The sequence below is a fragment of the Bradyrhizobium sp. genome (assembly GCF_049581145.1).
In the GTDB taxonomy this organism is placed as follows: Bacteria; Pseudomonadota; Alphaproteobacteria; order Rhizobiales; family Xanthobacteraceae; genus Bradyrhizobium.
On record NZ_JBAURI010000972.1, the window covers coordinates 1 to 13,426 of the forward strand.

The 13,426-nt window shown below is 62.2% G+C and carries 21 protein-coding genes; 4 read left to right on the forward strand and 17 right to left on the reverse strand.

Annotated features, from left to right (window positions below; all coding sequences use genetic code 11):
* The 10 genes from WCB02_RS31655 to WCB02_RS31700 all read right to left on the reverse strand — a co-directional run.
* Positions 1-429, reverse strand: a 429-nt coding sequence (locus WCB02_RS31655) for a 4Fe4S-binding leucine-rich repeat protein (RefSeq protein WP_423964378.1), incomplete at its 3' end; no start/stop codon positions are given.
* The gene (locus WCB02_RS31660; protein WP_423964380.1) at positions 422-955 is read right to left on the reverse strand and encodes a hypothetical protein; all 534 of its coding nucleotides are present in this window, start codon (positions 953-955) and stop codon (positions 422-424) included. The genes WCB02_RS31655 and WCB02_RS31660, both read right to left, overlap by 8 nt.
* 36 nt (positions 956-991) lie before the next feature.
* Positions 992-1,300, reverse strand: a complete 309-nt coding sequence (locus WCB02_RS31665) for a HesB/IscA family protein (RefSeq protein ID WP_423964382.1) — start codon at positions 1,298-1,300, stop codon at positions 992-994.
* A gap of 9 nt (positions 1,301-1,309) precedes the next feature.
* Positions 1,310-1,534, reverse strand: a complete 225-nt coding sequence (locus WCB02_RS31670; protein WP_423964384.1) for a 4Fe-4S binding protein — start codon at positions 1,532-1,534, stop codon at positions 1,310-1,312.
* A gap of 32 nt (positions 1,535-1,566) precedes the next feature.
* Positions 1,567-3,129 carry a nitrogenase cofactor biosynthesis protein NifB gene (gene nifB, locus WCB02_RS31675; protein ID WP_423964387.1) on the reverse strand — a complete coding sequence of 521 codons (1,563 nt, stop codon included), beginning with the start codon at positions 3,127-3,129 and terminating at the stop codon, positions 1,567-1,569.
* A 481-nt stretch (positions 3,130-3,610) separates the two neighbouring features.
* Positions 3,611-4,477: an SIR2 family NAD-dependent protein deacylase gene (locus tag WCB02_RS31680; RefSeq protein ID WP_423964390.1), complete on the reverse strand. Its 867-nt coding sequence runs from the start codon at positions 4,475-4,477 to the stop codon at positions 3,611-3,613.
* Complete coding sequence (gene nifT, locus WCB02_RS31685; protein ID WP_423964392.1) at positions 4,474-4,698, reverse strand: putative nitrogen fixation protein NifT; 225 nt, start codon at positions 4,696-4,698, stop codon at positions 4,474-4,476. The genes WCB02_RS31680 and nifT overlap by 4 nt, the downstream gene beginning before the upstream one ends.
* Complete coding sequence (gene nifS / locus WCB02_RS31690) at positions 4,695-5,903, reverse strand: cysteine desulfurase NifS (protein ID WP_423964394.1); 1,209 nt, start codon at positions 5,901-5,903, stop codon at positions 4,695-4,697. The genes nifT and nifS overlap by 4 nt, the downstream gene beginning before the upstream one ends.
* 19 nt (positions 5,904-5,922) lie before the next feature.
* On the reverse strand, positions 5,923-6,228 hold the full coding sequence (locus WCB02_RS31695) for a NifU family protein (protein ID WP_423964396.1): 306 nt from the start codon (positions 6,226-6,228) through the stop codon (positions 5,923-5,925).
* A gap of 25 nt (positions 6,229-6,253) precedes the next feature.
* Positions 6,254-6,574 (reverse strand): HesB/IscA family protein, encoded by a 321-nt coding sequence (locus WCB02_RS31700; RefSeq protein ID WP_423964399.1) that lies wholly within the window; start codon positions 6,572-6,574, stop codon positions 6,254-6,256.
* 330 nt (positions 6,575-6,904) lie between these two features.
* Between WCB02_RS31700 and WCB02_RS31705 the strand changes: the two genes are divergently transcribed.
* Positions 6,905-7,498 (forward strand): hypothetical protein, encoded by a 594-nt coding sequence (locus tag WCB02_RS31705; protein WP_423964402.1) that lies wholly within the window; start codon positions 6,905-6,907, stop codon positions 7,496-7,498.
* Between the two features lie 15 nt (positions 7,499-7,513).
* Here WCB02_RS31705 and WCB02_RS31710 read toward each other — a convergent pair whose 3' ends face one another.
* Complete coding sequence (locus WCB02_RS31710; RefSeq protein ID WP_423964404.1) at positions 7,514-7,918, reverse strand: Rieske (2Fe-2S) protein; 405 nt, start codon at positions 7,916-7,918, stop codon at positions 7,514-7,516.
* Positions 7,919-8,181: 263 nt separating this feature from the next.
* Here WCB02_RS31710 and WCB02_RS31715 point away from each other — a divergent pair, with 263 nt between their 5' ends.
* The 3 genes from WCB02_RS31715 to WCB02_RS31725 all read left to right on the forward strand — a co-directional run bounded on the left by WCB02_RS31715 (position 8,182) and on the right by WCB02_RS31725 (position 9,288).
* Positions 8,182-8,640 (forward strand): hypothetical protein, encoded by a 459-nt coding sequence (locus WCB02_RS31715; protein ID WP_423964406.1) that lies wholly within the window; start codon positions 8,182-8,184, stop codon positions 8,638-8,640.
* A 67-nt stretch (positions 8,641-8,707) separates the two neighbouring features.
* Complete coding sequence (locus WCB02_RS31720; RefSeq protein ID WP_423964408.1) at positions 8,708-8,971, forward strand: hypothetical protein; 264 nt, start codon at positions 8,708-8,710, stop codon at positions 8,969-8,971.
* 2 nt (positions 8,972-8,973) lie between these two features.
* Positions 8,974-9,288, forward strand: coding sequence for a hypothetical protein (locus WCB02_RS31725; protein ID WP_423964410.1), 315 nt, complete (start codon positions 8,974-8,976; stop codon positions 9,286-9,288).
* 70 nt (positions 9,289-9,358) lie between these two features.
* Here WCB02_RS31725 and fdxB read toward each other — a convergent pair whose 3' ends face one another.
* The 6 genes from fdxB to WCB02_RS31755 form a co-directional block, all read right to left on the reverse strand.
* On the reverse strand, positions 9,359-9,658 hold the full coding sequence (fdxB, locus tag WCB02_RS31730) for a ferredoxin III, nif-specific (RefSeq protein WP_423964413.1): 300 nt from the start codon (positions 9,656-9,658) through the stop codon (positions 9,359-9,361).
* Positions 9,659-9,672: 14 nt separating this feature from the next.
* Complete coding sequence (locus tag WCB02_RS31735; RefSeq protein WP_423964415.1) at positions 9,673-9,873, reverse strand: CCE_0567 family metalloprotein; 201 nt, start codon at positions 9,871-9,873, stop codon at positions 9,673-9,675.
* Between the two features lie 9 nt (positions 9,874-9,882).
* Positions 9,883-10,350, reverse strand: a complete 468-nt coding sequence (locus WCB02_RS31740) for a NifX-associated nitrogen fixation protein (protein ID WP_423964417.1) — start codon at positions 10,348-10,350, stop codon at positions 9,883-9,885.
* An 8-nt stretch (positions 10,351-10,358) separates the two neighbouring features.
* Positions 10,359-10,754: a nitrogen fixation protein NifX gene (nifX, locus tag WCB02_RS31745; RefSeq protein ID WP_423964419.1), complete on the reverse strand. Its 396-nt coding sequence runs from the start codon at positions 10,752-10,754 to the stop codon at positions 10,359-10,361.
* A gap of 25 nt (positions 10,755-10,779) precedes the next feature.
* Positions 10,780-12,162, reverse strand: coding sequence for a nitrogenase iron-molybdenum cofactor biosynthesis protein NifN (gene nifN / locus WCB02_RS31750; RefSeq protein ID WP_423964422.1), 1,383 nt, complete (start codon positions 12,160-12,162; stop codon positions 10,780-10,782).
* 9 nt (positions 12,163-12,171) lie between these two features.
* Positions 12,172-13,426 (reverse strand): nitrogenase component 1 (locus WCB02_RS31755; RefSeq protein ID WP_423964425.1); only part of this gene is annotated, 1,255 nt, incomplete at its 5' end.

Consider the following 13,426-nt stretch of genomic DNA (forward strand, 5'->3'; position numbering starts at 1 on the left):
GAGACGGACGTAGTAGTCCTGATCCGCCATCATGGGCGTGAGATCCTCGACGTCGAGCACGGTTGCGATCCGAATCCTGACCTCGCGATGCGGGTCAGTTCGCAGCCGCAGGACGAGCCGCTTTGGCAGCCGCCGCGCCGCGTTCCAGCGCACCGTCTCCTCGGGATCATCGAGCAATGGCGGGAGCAGAAACATGTTGGCGAACTTCGCAGCGATCGCCCGCACCTCGAAATGCGGATGCTGGAGGTAGGCATCGGCGAGCGCCGGGTTCCAGTTGAAGAAGCGGTCGATCCGTCGCGCATAGCGGTCGTTGACGCAGGCGCGCTGACGGCGACAGCCGCCTGTCGACAGCAACGCGTTATGCGCGCAGCCGGCGCAGTCGACGTCGTTGCCCAGCCAGTCGCGCGCCTCGTCGATCTCGTCAATCATCGTCCTGCCCTATTCGCTCGAGAACGCCCAACAGGACTTTTGCGCCGATCTTGTCGGTGGGATCGAGCTCCAACAGTTTCAGCACCGCCAAGCGTCCCTCCTCGATATGGCCGAGCCGCATCTGCAGATAGGCGTAGCCTTTCAGCGTGAACAGATAGAACCTCGGCAGGATGTTCTCGTACAGGCCAAAGGCGGCATCGCCCGCGGTCACCTTCCGCCAGTCCGCGGCGAGATTGTTCTCTTCCGCAGCCTTGGTCAGACAGCGTTTTGCGATCTCGAGCGCCTCGACGAGGCGCCCCTTGTAGAAATAGAAGCGGTATAGCCCGATCAGCACTGCGGCGTGGCCTGGCGCTAGAGCCTCGGCGTCCCTGAGATGCTTCTCGGCAACCGCATCGAGGTGATACGACAATCCGGCCTCCCACAGATGAAGCTCGGCCTCGCTCGGCAACCCGCCGCCGAGCAGCGCGTTCGCGAGCAGCGCCTCGTCCGTCGTGGATCGTGAATTGCCGAGCGCGTCGCGTTTCATCTGCAGCTCTTCATGGCTGACGTTACGACCATCGGATCAATGGCTCGAACAGGAAACCTGCTTCGGATCGTGAAACACGAGCCCGGTCTGCGCCGGCGTATCGGCAAAGTCGACGGTCACGCCTTCCAGCAGAATACGGCTCTCTGCATTCAGGAACAGTTTGACACCGTTTTGTTCGACGACCGATTCGCCGGGGTGCGGCTCGGGAGCCACACCCATCTCAGCAGCAAGCCCGGAGCAACCGCCCGGCGAGAGCGCAAGCCTGAATCCGCTCTGCGGCGCGCCGTCCGCTCGCAACATCAGGCGGATGAACTTCTGCGCCGCCGGCGTCAGGGTAAAGCTCATGCGATCCTCCTATGCCGGGGCCTGATACCGCGGAAAGGCAGTATCGATCACGCAGGTATTTTCGACCGGGCAAACCGCGACGCACTGCGGCTCGTCGAAATACCCGATGCACTCGGTGCATTTCTTCGGGTCGATCACGAAAGTTCCATTCTTCTCTCTTATCGCGACGTTGGGACACTCCGGCTCGCACGCCGAGCAGCTCGTGCATTGTGAAGCGATGATCTTGAAGGTCATTGATTGTCTCCCACCTTTTCCCTGTTCCGACGTCAGGCCGCGCTGATCAGCGCGCCCTGGCGGATCTCCGCATCACCACGCACCACGTGCTCGATCTCGCCCTGCTTGACCTTGCCCAGATAGGTTTTGAACCAGGCGATCGCCGACTTCTCGATGAACTCGTGCGCAAACTGGTCGACCGGCTCGATGCCTGCCTCCAGGAGGTCGCTCTTGGGGCAGCCGCCGATCTTGGCGACGAACACCGCGTGGCAGTCGTTGATGGCGCGGATAATGGTTGGCAGGCTTTCTTCCTCGCCGTAGCCGCCCTGGCAATAGAGGTCGACGCGGCGATGGCCGACGAACTTCGCGCCCGAGGTCGAGAGTTCGTAGATCTGGAACTCCTTGGCGTGGCCGAAATGCTCGTTGATCAGCCCCGAGCCCTTGGTCGCGACCGCGACCAGCAACTCGACGTCGCTCACTTCACCGGCGAGTTCGGCCAGTTCTTCCTGCTTGGCGACGACCTTGGCGACGCGCTCTTCCTCGACCTTGGCCTGATAGGCCTTGCGGCTGTCGAGATCATAATCGACTTCCATCGCCATGATCTTCTCGGTGGTGAACTCCGCGCTGCGATCCTCGCCGAGCAGTCCGACCGCGTCGGCGCGGCACTGACGGCAATGGCGCATCATGTTCATTTCGCCTTCGCAGCTATCCTGCAGCGCCTTCAGCTCCTGCGCCGAGGGGCCGCGCTGGCCGGTGAGCCCGAACACGGTGCCGTGCTCCGGCGCCGAGATCAGCGGCATGATGTTGTGCAGAAAGGCGCCGCGCGATTTCACCGCCCTGTTGACTTCGACCAGATGCTTGTCGTTGATGCCCGGGATCATTACCGAGTTGACCTTGCAGAGAATGCCTCGCTCGGTCAGCATCTCCAGACCCCTGAGCTGATGGTCGGTGAGAATCTGCGCTGCTTCCACGCCGGTGATGCGCTTGTGCTTGTAGAAAATCCACGGATAGATCTTCGCGCCGATTTCCGGATCGACCATGTTGATGGTGATCGTGACGTGGTCGACGTTGAACTTGGCGATGGTGTCGACGTGCTCCGGCAGCGCCAGTCCGTTGGTCGACAGGCAGAGCTTGATATCGGGCGCGGTCTTCGAGATCAGCTCGAAGGTCTTGAACGTCTTGCCGGGATTGGCCAAAGGATCGCCGGGGCCGGCGATCCCGAGCACGGTCATCTGCGGAATCGTCGAGGCGACGGCCAGCACCTTCTTGGCGGCCTGCTCCGGCGTCAGCTTCTCGCTGACCACGCCCGGGCGGGACTCGTTGGCGCAGTCATATTTGCGGTTGCAGTAGTTGCACTGGATGTTGCAGGCGGGCGCGACCGCGACATGCATGCGGGCATAATGGTGGTGCGCTTCCTCGCTGTAACAGGGATGGTTCTTGACCTTTTCCCAGATCTCAGGCGGCAGATCGTTCTCGCCTGCCCCTGAGCCGCAACTGGCCTTGCCGCTGCCGCCCGTGGTGCCGCAACCTTTGTGCTCGGCGACTGCCTGCATGATCTCGCTGGCATCGACGACATTGCCGGCAGAACTTCCCTCGTGCTGAGTCACCGCATCCATGTCCAATTCTCCTGATGGGCCAGACAATCTTCTCAAGACACCACATCGTGAGAAGCCTCTTTGGAATGGATATTAGCAACTCGCATGCCACGGCCATGGCGGCCGGCATTTCCATCGTCTGTCAATGAGTTAGAGCTGTTGCGAAGGCCCTTCGCGCGATCGCAATCAACAACGGGCTTGTGGAGCCTTGTTGGGAATGTGACAGGCGTCGCGATCCCGACATGCCGGTCCAATCAATCGCCGGTGATGTCAATGGGCGTCGCGCCAGGCGACGCTGCCAACGACAACCTCCAGCGTCATGCCCTGCTCCAAGCGGGCATCCAGGATCCGTACCGTCAGTGTCTGAGACGAGGTGGGCTGCGCACGACTGGTGCGCCGGTCGTGCCTTGTCGAGCCGGGCAATAGCGCGCAAAGTACTTCGCGATCGCTGCTGTTTGAAGCGACCGCACCTGGGTGCCGCGGCGTCCTTCACGCGATCAGATCAGGCGGAAGCCAGGATCTCCGCAGCGCGCGCCAGCGGAATCGCGAGCGGCGTCAGGCCCTGCTCGCTGAGGAAGCGCAATTCGTTCCTGGACAGCGTGTCCGGCTCGATGATCGTGTAATGCACACCCGCCGACCGCTTGCCGATCTGCCGCGCGTAAGTCCTGAGAAGCTGGTCGTTGAACCGGCAGCCAAGAAAGAGGAGACTCCGCCCCGTCCGCCGTTCCTTCACGGCATCCGGGATCGGCGTCTGAATGTCGATCTCGGTCAGGACTTCGACATAGTCGGCATCGGAAATCAGGAAGTTCTTGGCGGGCGCAACACTGCCATGGGGCTTGTAGAGAATCGTGGTCCAGGCCATGGCTCGCGTGCGATCGACCTCGGCGCCTGTGGCATCATAGAATCGGTACCAGCGGTCTTCGCCGATCCCGGCGCGGGTGATGCCCTGGATCTCTCCCCAGTCGCCGCGCTCGGCCAGCGCCGAACGCATCGCGCCGTCATACCAGGTGTCGACGATCAATGGCAGCGGCAGCGAGGCGAGATAGCGATGCAGCGGCGTCGGCGCGACCGGCGCAGTGAACGCCTGCGACATCAGCGCGGTCACGGTAGAGCGATGCTTGTTGCTTTCGATATGCTGGGCCGCGGCCCACGGATTGCCCTTCGCGCGTCGCGGCAGCGCGACCTTGGCACCGAAGAAGGCGGCGAGCGCCTCTGGCGTCATCGGCACATCCGGCTTCGACAGCTCGGCGACGCCGGGGCCGAGATAGGGAATGATCGCTCCGCTGCGCATGCGGCGGCCGATATCGACAAGCATCGATTCCGCTTCGGCGGGCTCGGCGAAATCGATGTGCGGAACCGGCGCGTTCATCGTTCATCCCCCTCTTCGCCGCGCTTGCGCGCATTGATCGTGATCGGGAGCGTGGTGTCGCTCGCCATCTGCGGCAAGTCGAGAACCCAGCCATTGGCGATGCGGATCCAGCCGCCCCAAAGGGTCTCGTGCTCGAATTCCACGATCGGTTCCTCGAGATCCTTTTTCGGCACGTAGATCGACAGCCCCGTCTCCGGAGAACGGCGGATCATGATTTTCACGAGATCAACTCCGAGGATCGGGGCAAGTTGGGTGCAGGATTTGCGTGCAGGTGCCAGGAGGGCGATGACGCCCTGACGTTGGCAACGATATCCGACAAGGCGCTCACGGTCGAATCGATCTCGTCGATCGTGTTTTCCCGTGACAGCGAGAAGCGAATGGCGCCGCGCAGCGCCGATGCCGGCACATTCATCGCCCGCAGCACGTGGGAGGGCTCCATCGAGCCCGATGCGCAGGCCGATCCCAGCGAGGCGGCTATCCCTGCACGGTTGAGATGATGAAGGATCGCCTCGCCCTCGAGATGGGCGAACGCGATATTCGCGGTGTTCGGCAGCCGGCTCTCGAGATCACCGAGGACGATGCAGTGACCGACCTGTTGCAAGATCCCCTGCTCCAGGCGATCGCGCAGCGCCGCCACCCGCGTGCGCTCCTCGCCGATATGGGCGGCGGCAAGCTCGGCGGCCTTGCCCAGGCCGATGATAGCAGGGACATTCTCGGTGCCGCCACGGCGCCGCCGCTCCTGCGGGCCCCCGCAGATCATCGGCTGGAATTTCGTGCCTTTGCGAAGGTACAGCGCGCCGATGCCCTTGGGGCCGTGCAGCTTGTGTCCGGACAGCGACAACATGTCGATCTCGGTGTTTTTCAGCTCGATCGCGATCTTACCGACGGCCTGTACCGCATCGGTATGAAACAGCGCGCCCGCGGAACGCGCCATTTTGGCCAGGCGCTCGACCGGAAAGATGGTGCCGGTCTCGTTGTTGGCCCACATCACCGAGGCGACCGCCGTGCGCGGCCCGAGCGCGCGGCCATAAGCCTCGACGTCCAGCCGGCCATCCGAATCGACCGCGATGAGATGAGATTTCACGCCACGCCGGCCGAGCTCGTCGAGCAGCGACAGGACCGCTGGATGCTCCACGCTTGTCGTCACGATCTCGTCACGGCCGTTCTGCGTGGCGAGCGCCGAGAGGATGGCGGCGTTGTCGGATTCGGTGCCGCCCGAGGTGAAGACGATCTCGTGGTCGAACGCCGCGCCAAGCAAGGCTTGCAGGCTGCGGCGCGCCGCCCGCAGCGCCTCGCCGACCGCGCTGCCGAAGGCGTGCGTGGACGAGGCGTTGCCGAACTGCTCGGAAAAGAACGGCAGCATTGCCGCGACGACCGAGGGGTCCGCGCGCGTCGTCGCATTGTTGTCGAGATAGATCGGCCGCACGGAACGCCTCTTTCGAGCTTCAATGCCCAATTTTCAATGGCTGGGCCTTGGCTCCGCCGGCGACCGGGATCACGCGCACGAACTCGCCGAGCCGCTCTACCATGCGCGCCTGAATGCCTTCGAGGGTGGCGCTGGCGAGCTTGCAGAACACGCAGGCGCCGGTGAGCCTGACCATGATCTTGTTGCCGTTGATCTCGAGCAACTGGCAATCGCCGCCGTCGCGCTGAAGATTCGGGCGGATCTCCTCGATCACCGCCCTGACGATATCGGCGCGTTCGGTGTCCGCCGACGGCGGCGCGTTGAGGTGCTCGGATTCGACCAGCATAATTTTCTCCGTACTACCGCTTCAATCAGGAAAACGACTTGCCGCAGGAGCAGCTCGATTTCGCGTTCGGGTTATCGAATGTGAATCCGGAGCCCTCCAGTGCGACCACGAAGTCGATGGTGGTGCCCTCCAGGTATTCGTGGCTCTTGGTGTCCACGAACACTTTGACGCCGTCGCGCTCGATCACGGTGTCGTCGGGCTTCGCCTCGTTGTCGATGCCCATCATGTATTTGAAACCGGCGCAGCCGCCGGCTTCGACCATGATCCGCAAGCCGCTCGACGGCTGCGTTGCGGAGGAGATCGCGGACTTGACTGCACTTACTGCGCTGTCCGTCAGGTTGATCATGGCTGGCCTTTCATGAGTGAAATTCGTTTGGACAGGGAGATTGGCAAGTCCCATGCCAGCCAGCATTTCCTTGTTAATGCAGCGCTTTTCGCTTTCAGCCTGTTGTGTTTACGACGCGTGTCGGGTTTCAGACAGGACTGTGGGAGGGGTCGAGACGAAGCGGAGCGAAACCGGAACGGGCGTGTCAGCCACGCATCCCCCTGATCTCATTCGACAAGACGCGCCGGGCTCTTGGCGCTTCGCCGACACAAGCCGCGGCAAACAATTTGCATAGGGGCTCTCAGCCGGCCCGACATGTCCGGAGATCGTCATTCATTCGAGGATGCTTTCATGACGTCAATCGAGAACACTCCACTCGGCCGGCTCGACAAGGAGGGGCGCCTGCTCAACGCAGTCCTCAAGGCCGGCACGACGAAACCCGGCCGCTTTGGATTTCGCGGCGATATCGCGCTGAAATTCCAGCCTCAGCTCGCCGACGAGAAGCGGCCCCCGGACCATTCGATCGAGCAGGTCCTGACGATCGCCCAGGAAGGCGAGCCCACGATCCCGGTCCTCGCCGGCTATCTGCATTCCTACGCCTACCTTTCCGACGTCGCCGAGGTGCTGGACGGCGCGCTCAGCCCCAACGGCACCTACTACCTGTTCTGCAATAATATCGATCTGCTGGCCAAATACCGTACCAAGATCGGCGACGTCACCTTCCACATCCTGCCCTGCGATGAATCGACCGTCTGGAAGGAGATGCTGGATCTGGTCGGCATCGACAAGAACGACATCAAGAAGCTCGATACCGCCGGCAAGCTCGACCATCTGCTCGATGCCGCCGCGGCCGGCGTCGACATGAAATATGACGATATCAGCTATGAAGAGGGCCTGGCGCGCATGGAGCCGGTCAAGAACCGCAACGAAAATCGCCCGGTCTGAACGCCCGGCTCCGGCTCAGGCCTGCTCGCCGGAGACCGGTTCCTCGTCCTCGACCAGCGTCACGCCGGTGACGCAGATATCCCCATCCAGTACGGCCAGCGCGATCGGTGTGAGCCCCTGCCCCTTGCAGGGGCCATCGACGCAAGTGCCGGTGGAAAGCTCGAAGGTCGAGCCGTGCTTGCCGCACAGCAGCCTGGTGCCGTTCTGATCCAGGAACTGATGCCGCTCCCAGTCGAGCTTCACGTTGTTATGCGGACATCGGTTGACATAGCCGAACACCTGCTTGCCCCACCGGACCACGACGATCGGCCACGGTCGATGCTTCCCCTCCTCGTCAACGACCATCAGGTTAAAGCCCTTCGCCCGCTGGCTTGGAATCTCGTTGAACGTGCAGATGGCATAGGCGGTGTTCGGTTGCATGATACCCTCGCTGCAGACGAAGCCTCAGCCGCAAGCCTTGCAAGAATCGCGCAAGGAGAAACTGGCTTTGATGGTGTTCGGCATTGTGAGGAATCCGACGCTGGCGTCACAAGCACGACCTTGAAGCTCCGGGGACGCCCGACCCTGGTGCCGGATAGCCCTGAAATCAGACGTTTGGCGGCGAAATCGCCCGGCTCGTATCCAGCACCGCTGGCACGAAATTTGATGTTCTCCGTGTAACTCGTATTTGCATGGAGATTGACATGAACGTAGCGTCGGACTTCGCCAGCTGTTCCGGTGACGAACTGAAGGCGCTGCTTGATGGGGGCACCTTGACCGTCTACTCGGTTGCCCGGCCCATCAGCGCGGACCGACCGGTCGATCGCAGCGAGGTATTGGCGACCTTCACCTTCAAGACGCCAGCCTTCGGCACCGGCGCGGACGGCCTCGAAGAGCCGCTTCTGGTCGCCAACCCGGTCGCGGCGGCGACCGTCGGTACGCCCGGCTTTGCACGGGCGCGCAAGGCGGACGGCACGACGGTTGCGGATTTTTCCGCCGGGCCCGGCAACCGCGAGATCAAGTTCGCCGAGGTCTGCTGCTCGCAAGGCGCGCCGGTCACGCTCACCACGTTCCGGTTCATCGCCGAGGGCGGCTGGCCGGAAAGGCCGGACTATTACGACGCCCATCCGCGGCCAGGCTTCGCGATGCCGATGATTCCGTGAGTGATACGCAGTGCAGGCGACGCAAGCGCGTCGCCGGCAGGTTTCCCATCATCAATGGAGACATCCGATGAATGATCCGTCCGGCCCGGTCCGCCTGCTGTCCGGAGGCGAGAAGTTCGAACTGTTCGCCTCGGCCGACCGCGCCTGTTTCGTACTGCGTTCAAAGGCCGATTACTTCGAGGCGCGCCTGCAGGGCGAGGAAGCGCTGCGCTTCGGCAGCGATTATCAGGTCGTCACGCAGCAGTTTCCGGCCTGGAAGCCGGATCAGACGCTGGCTCAACTCTGGGACAAGGGCGGCTACAGCTGGTGCGCAGCACAGGACGCGGAATGACCATGGCAACACTCGTCAAGACCACCCAAGACGGCCGCAAGCTCGAGGTGATCGGGTTGTCGATCTGCCTGGCCGGCCAGCTCGAGGCGTTCGAATTGATCGAAGTCAAGCTGCATCCGAACCGGCGCGCGATCTGGACGGCAATGCCGGAGGCAACCCATATTGCCGGGCGCGTTCCCCTGACGCGCGAGGAAGCCGACATTGTGTTCGCCGCCTTCGACAAGGCGCAGACCGAAATCCTGGCAAGCCCCGCCGCCATCAATGAGCGATTCCGAATCGCGGCGATGTGGAAAGCGCGCGAACAGGGCATCGAATAAAAGCAAAAAACCCAGTTTCTTCTTCACCCCGGCCCGCAGCGCTCTCCAACTCTGCGGGTCGGTATTGTTACTAGGCGGCCTCCGTTACCGCCGCGGCGTGGGTCTGGCAGTTGGTCGGACAAACCCGCGCGCAGGCACCGCAGCCGATGCAGGCGCCATCGTCGTTCATCACCATGACCTTCTTCTCGATCTCGTCATCCTCGTCGTCATCAAGGCTGACGAGCTCGCCATCTTCGCCGATCCCTTTCAGCGTCATCACCTCGCGGCCGCACACCTTGTAGCAGCGGCCGCAGCCGATGCACTTTTCCGGGTTGATCGAGACCAGATATTCCGGCTTCCAGTCGCGGCCGTCGCGGGTTGCATTTGACATGATGACCTTCCCGCTTACGCCTTTTCCAAGGACTTCAGATCCTCGCGCTTGCGCTCCAGCGCGGCGAATGCGTCATGCGCCTTCTGCGCGACGCTCATGATCGATCCCCAATTGACCGGCAGCTCCTCCGAGAGGTCGTGCAGATCCATCTTGGCCTGGATTGCCTTGGCCGACAGTTTTTTGATTTCCGCTTTCACCGTTTCAAGATCGCTCATCGCTTCACCTCAGTAATTCGCCACGTCAGGGAACTTCCGGATCATCTCCACGCCACCCTTGACGAACTTGTCGCCTTCCTCAGCGAGCTTGGCGAGAGTGTCGAAACCGTAGCGATGGACATCGCGCAATTGCTTGTTGACGACGATGAGCCGGCCGCCGATCAGCACCATGCGGCCGAAACCCTCATGGTGCATCTTCAGCATCGGCGAGATCATCACGCCGGTTTCCCGCTCGATCGACAACGCGACCGCATTGAAGAACAGCTCCATGCGCCAGATCGTGTCGGGGTCTGGATCGCCGATGATCGGCAGCGCTCGCCGTTTCTCCTTGTCCAGGATGTAGGGTTCGAGCAGGTCGAGATCCTTCTTGCTTTCCCAGGCACCATGGGTGTCCTGGGCCCGCCAGACCTTGATGAGCTCGCGCACGAACGGCGCCTGCGCCGCGGAGTCTTGTTGCAGTACTGCAGCCTCGGCCATGTTGTTCCTCATTCCTCGAAATCGAGCGTTCGTTCCTGACCCTTGGCAAGGGCCTTGCGCAGCCAGGGCGGCGGCGTTCCTCTGAGCACAGTCTCAAGCTTGGCCACCAGGTCGGAGATCGCCTCCGGCTGGTTGACCTTCATCGGATGGATGTTGTTGGCGACCACCCGCGCGGCGCCGGAGCCGCCGATCGCCGCGACATAAAGGATCGCGCAATCCTTGATCGCCTCGATCTTCGGCGCGAGCTTGTCCTCGTTGCCGTCTTCCTTGAGATCGCCGTCGAATTCGAAATTCTCCACGAAACGGGTCCCTTCCAGGCCGATGTCGTAGATCGAAATATTCTTGGCCCAGCCAAAATGCGCATCGACGCGCTTGAGATCCTGGGTCGCGAACGCCACTTTCATCGGATTGACCTTTCCTCGTTTCGCGTCAGTGCAGAGCGGCCGGCGCGTCGCCGGCGCTGATGCCGGCATCACGCCAGGTGTCGGGCGTCGGCTGGTGGTTGTCCTCGCGATCGGCAATGATGAGATTGGCGATGTCGAAAATGAGATCGCGCGTGCCGCGGTAGCCGACCGAAAGCTGATGTCCGGCGCCCAGCCGGTCGAACATCGGAAAGCCGGCACGATAGAACGGAATCTTGAGCCGTGCGGCGGCCTGCCTGCCATGCGAATGGCTGATCAACAGATTGCAGCCTCTTTCGTTGGCGAGATTTTCGAGATCCTCGAGATCGCCGATCAGCACCTCGTCGGTCTTGAGCCTTTCCAGCACGGGAGATTGCGTGGTCGTCACTGCCGTGGCGATATGAGCGCCCATCTCCTGCAGCATGCTGCCGATATCGAACAACAGATCCGGCTCGGCGCCGATCGCGAGCCTGCGGCCGCCGATGTGAAAATGTGCGTCGAGCATCGCATCCGCCAACTGGCCGCGCTGACGCCGGTATTTCGTCGGCACCGGACGGCCGCTGATCTCGCTGACAAACGCGATGAATTCGTCGTTCGGAAGCAGGCCGCATAGCCGTTCGAACAGCCTGAACGGCGTTCCGGTTTTCTGCTGCATGGCTTCGGCCGCCGGACGCATCTGCGCGCCAATGGCAATGGTCCAGGCGGCCTGCCCCATGGTCGCCACCTCGTCGACCCCGATGCCGCCGATCGTCGTCGGCGTGAACTCGTCGGGGATGTGTCCGTCGAGCGAGCCGGCGAGGTCCGGGAGAAAAGACGGCTCCAACCCGAAATCTTCCAGGATGGTGCGCAGCTCGTCGAGATCGCCGGGTGTCAGATGGCAGCCGGGCAGAACATTGACCCGTGTGGGATCACGCCGCGCTGCGGACGCAGGCTTCTCGACCAGCACTTCGACCATGCGGGCAACGGTCTTGCTCCAGCCGTCCTGGAACGCATCCTTGAAGTCGGGCGTGGAGACATACACCAGCGGAAATTTTTCCAGCTGCGGATGCTTCTGACGGATCAGCTTGATGTAGCCCTCGACGTCGTCGCCCTTGGTTTCCGTCACCCCGGTCGAACAGATGCCGATGATCTCGGGCTTGGTCCGCTTGTGGATGTTGAGGATCGCCTGCTCGACATTCTCATATCCGCCGAGAACGGTCGCAACCTCGCTCATTGCGGTGGTCTGCAAGGGCACCGCTTCCTTGAAATGCCGCACGAACAGTGTCAATCCAAACGATGTGCAGCCTTGCGAACCATGCAGCAGCGGCATCGAACCGCGCAGCCCCATGAAGGCGAAAGCGCCGCCGATCGGCTGGCTCATCTTCAGCGGATTGACCGCACAGGCCTTTTTCCCAACGGTGACGACGGCCATGAGTCCGGCCTATTCCGCGGCCTGAAGCATCGGCAAAGACTGCGTTGCCGCGGCTGTCGCGGCCAGGATGTCCTCGATCCTGCCCTTGCAGGCGCCGCAGCCGCCCGACGCATTGGTGTGCTCCTTGACACCGTCGACGGTCGAGAGACCCTGGACGTGGATGGCATCCTCGATGGTGCCGAGGTCGACCGTCTTGCAGAAGCAGACCTTCTTGGCGCGGCGCGCCGCCTCGGCAAGCGCCGGATCGGCGGCAAGCTCGGCGGCCTGCGCATCCATCTGCGCCATCGCCTTGCTCTGCCAGTTGTTCGCGGTATTGTCCCACGGCGCCGGCAGGCGGAGTTGCTCCCACATCGGATTGTACAGCGCTTTGTCGATCTCCTCGAGCAGCTTCGCCATGCCGATATAGCCCATATAGGCGTGGCTCCGCTCCTGGTTGATATCAAGCCAGGGCATCGCGGCCTTGAGTGCGACGAACTGCGACTTCCCGCCTGAGAGCATGATGTCGGCTTTCGCGTCCTTCAGCATCTTGTACATCTCGCGCGGTGTCATATCGTCGATCATGTGGGCATCCTGGCCCATCAATTCCTTGATCCGCTCCTTGTCCTCCTTGGTGGACTTCTTCACGCTGGTGCCGACGATTTCGAGGCCGGCTTCCTGCAGTGCCGCAACCACCGACCACGACTTCACGCCACCGGTGATCAAAAGAACCTTCTTCCCCTTCAGCCGCGCTTTGAACGGCTCGATCGCGGCCCAGGCGCGCGCTTCCTCACGCGCAATCACCGCTTCCGTGCGCTGCATCAATTCCGCCGGCGCGCCGCGCTCGATCAGGAGGCGGGCAATTTCGCGAAGTGAATCGCTGGAGTCCTCGATGCCATAGAACGAGCCCTCGAAATAAGGAATGCCGTAGCGCTCCTCCATCTTGCGCGCGACGTTGATCATCGCCTTCGAGCACACCATCATCGCAGCCTTGGCGCGATGCGAATATGCTGCTTCGCGGTATTTTCCGTCGCCGGAAATGCAGGACAGGATACGGATGCCGAGTTCGTCGAGCAGCGGCTTGACCTGCCAGAATTCGCCGGACAGGTTGTATTCGCCGATGATGTTGATGTCATATGGCGTGGTGTAGTCAGGCTCTTCCGTCCCGATCACGTGCTCCAGCAGCGCCTCGCCCGCGAGCTTGTTGCCGAGATTTTTCGGTCCCACGAAACCCGGTGCATTGACGGGAATGACCGGCTTGCCGAACTTTTTTGCAGCCGCCTTGCAG

Bases quoted from the DNA above. Each gene is read 5' to 3' on its own strand.
- WCB02_RS31660 (WP_423964380.1), bottom strand. From the start codon at position 955: ATGAAACGCGACGCGCTCGGCAATTCACGATCCACGACGGACGAGGCG.
- WCB02_RS31665 (WP_423964382.1), bottom strand. From the start codon at position 1,300: ATGAGCTTTACCCTGACGCCGGCGGCGCAGAAGTTCATCCGCCTGATG.
- WCB02_RS31670 (WP_423964384.1), bottom strand. From the start codon at position 1,534: ATGACCTTCAAGATCATCGCTTCACAATGCACGAGCTGCTCGGCGTGC.
- nifB (WP_423964387.1), bottom strand. From the start codon at position 3,129: ATGGATGCGGTGACTCAGCACGAGGGAAGTTCTGCCGGCAATGTCGTC.
- WCB02_RS31680 (WP_423964390.1), bottom strand. From the start codon at position 4,477: ATGAACGCGCCGGTTCCGCACATCGATTTCGCCGAGCCCGCCGAAGCG.
- WCB02_RS31695 (WP_423964396.1), bottom strand. From the start codon at position 6,228: ATGCTGGTCGAATCCGAGCACCTCAACGCGCCGCCGTCGGCGGACACC.
- WCB02_RS31700 (WP_423964399.1), bottom strand. From the start codon at position 6,574: ATGATCAACCTGACGGACAGCGCAGTAAGTGCAGTCAAGTCCGCGATC.
- WCB02_RS31705 (WP_423964402.1), top strand. From the start codon at position 6,905: ATGACGTCAATCGAGAACACTCCACTCGGCCGGCTCGACAAGGAGGGG.
- WCB02_RS31710 (WP_423964404.1), bottom strand. From the start codon at position 7,918: ATGCAACCGAACACCGCCTATGCCATCTGCACGTTCAACGAGATTCCA.
- WCB02_RS31715 (WP_423964406.1), top strand. From the start codon at position 8,182: ATGAACGTAGCGTCGGACTTCGCCAGCTGTTCCGGTGACGAACTGAAG.
- WCB02_RS31720 (WP_423964408.1), top strand. From the start codon at position 8,708: ATGAATGATCCGTCCGGCCCGGTCCGCCTGCTGTCCGGAGGCGAGAAG.
- WCB02_RS31725 (WP_423964410.1), top strand. From the start codon at position 8,974: ATGGCAACACTCGTCAAGACCACCCAAGACGGCCGCAAGCTCGAGGTG.
- fdxB (WP_423964413.1), bottom strand. From the start codon at position 9,658: ATGTCAAATGCAACCCGCGACGGCCGCGACTGGAAGCCGGAATATCTG.
- WCB02_RS31735 (WP_423964415.1), bottom strand. From the start codon at position 9,873: ATGAGCGATCTTGAAACGGTGAAAGCGGAAATCAAAAAACTGTCGGCC.
- WCB02_RS31740 (WP_423964417.1), bottom strand. From the start codon at position 10,350: ATGGCCGAGGCTGCAGTACTGCAACAAGACTCCGCGGCGCAGGCGCCG.
- nifX (WP_423964419.1), bottom strand. From the start codon at position 10,754: ATGAAAGTGGCGTTCGCGACCCAGGATCTCAAGCGCGTCGATGCGCAT.
- nifN (WP_423964422.1), bottom strand. From the start codon at position 12,162: ATGGCCGTCGTCACCGTTGGGAAAAAGGCCTGTGCGGTCAATCCGCTG.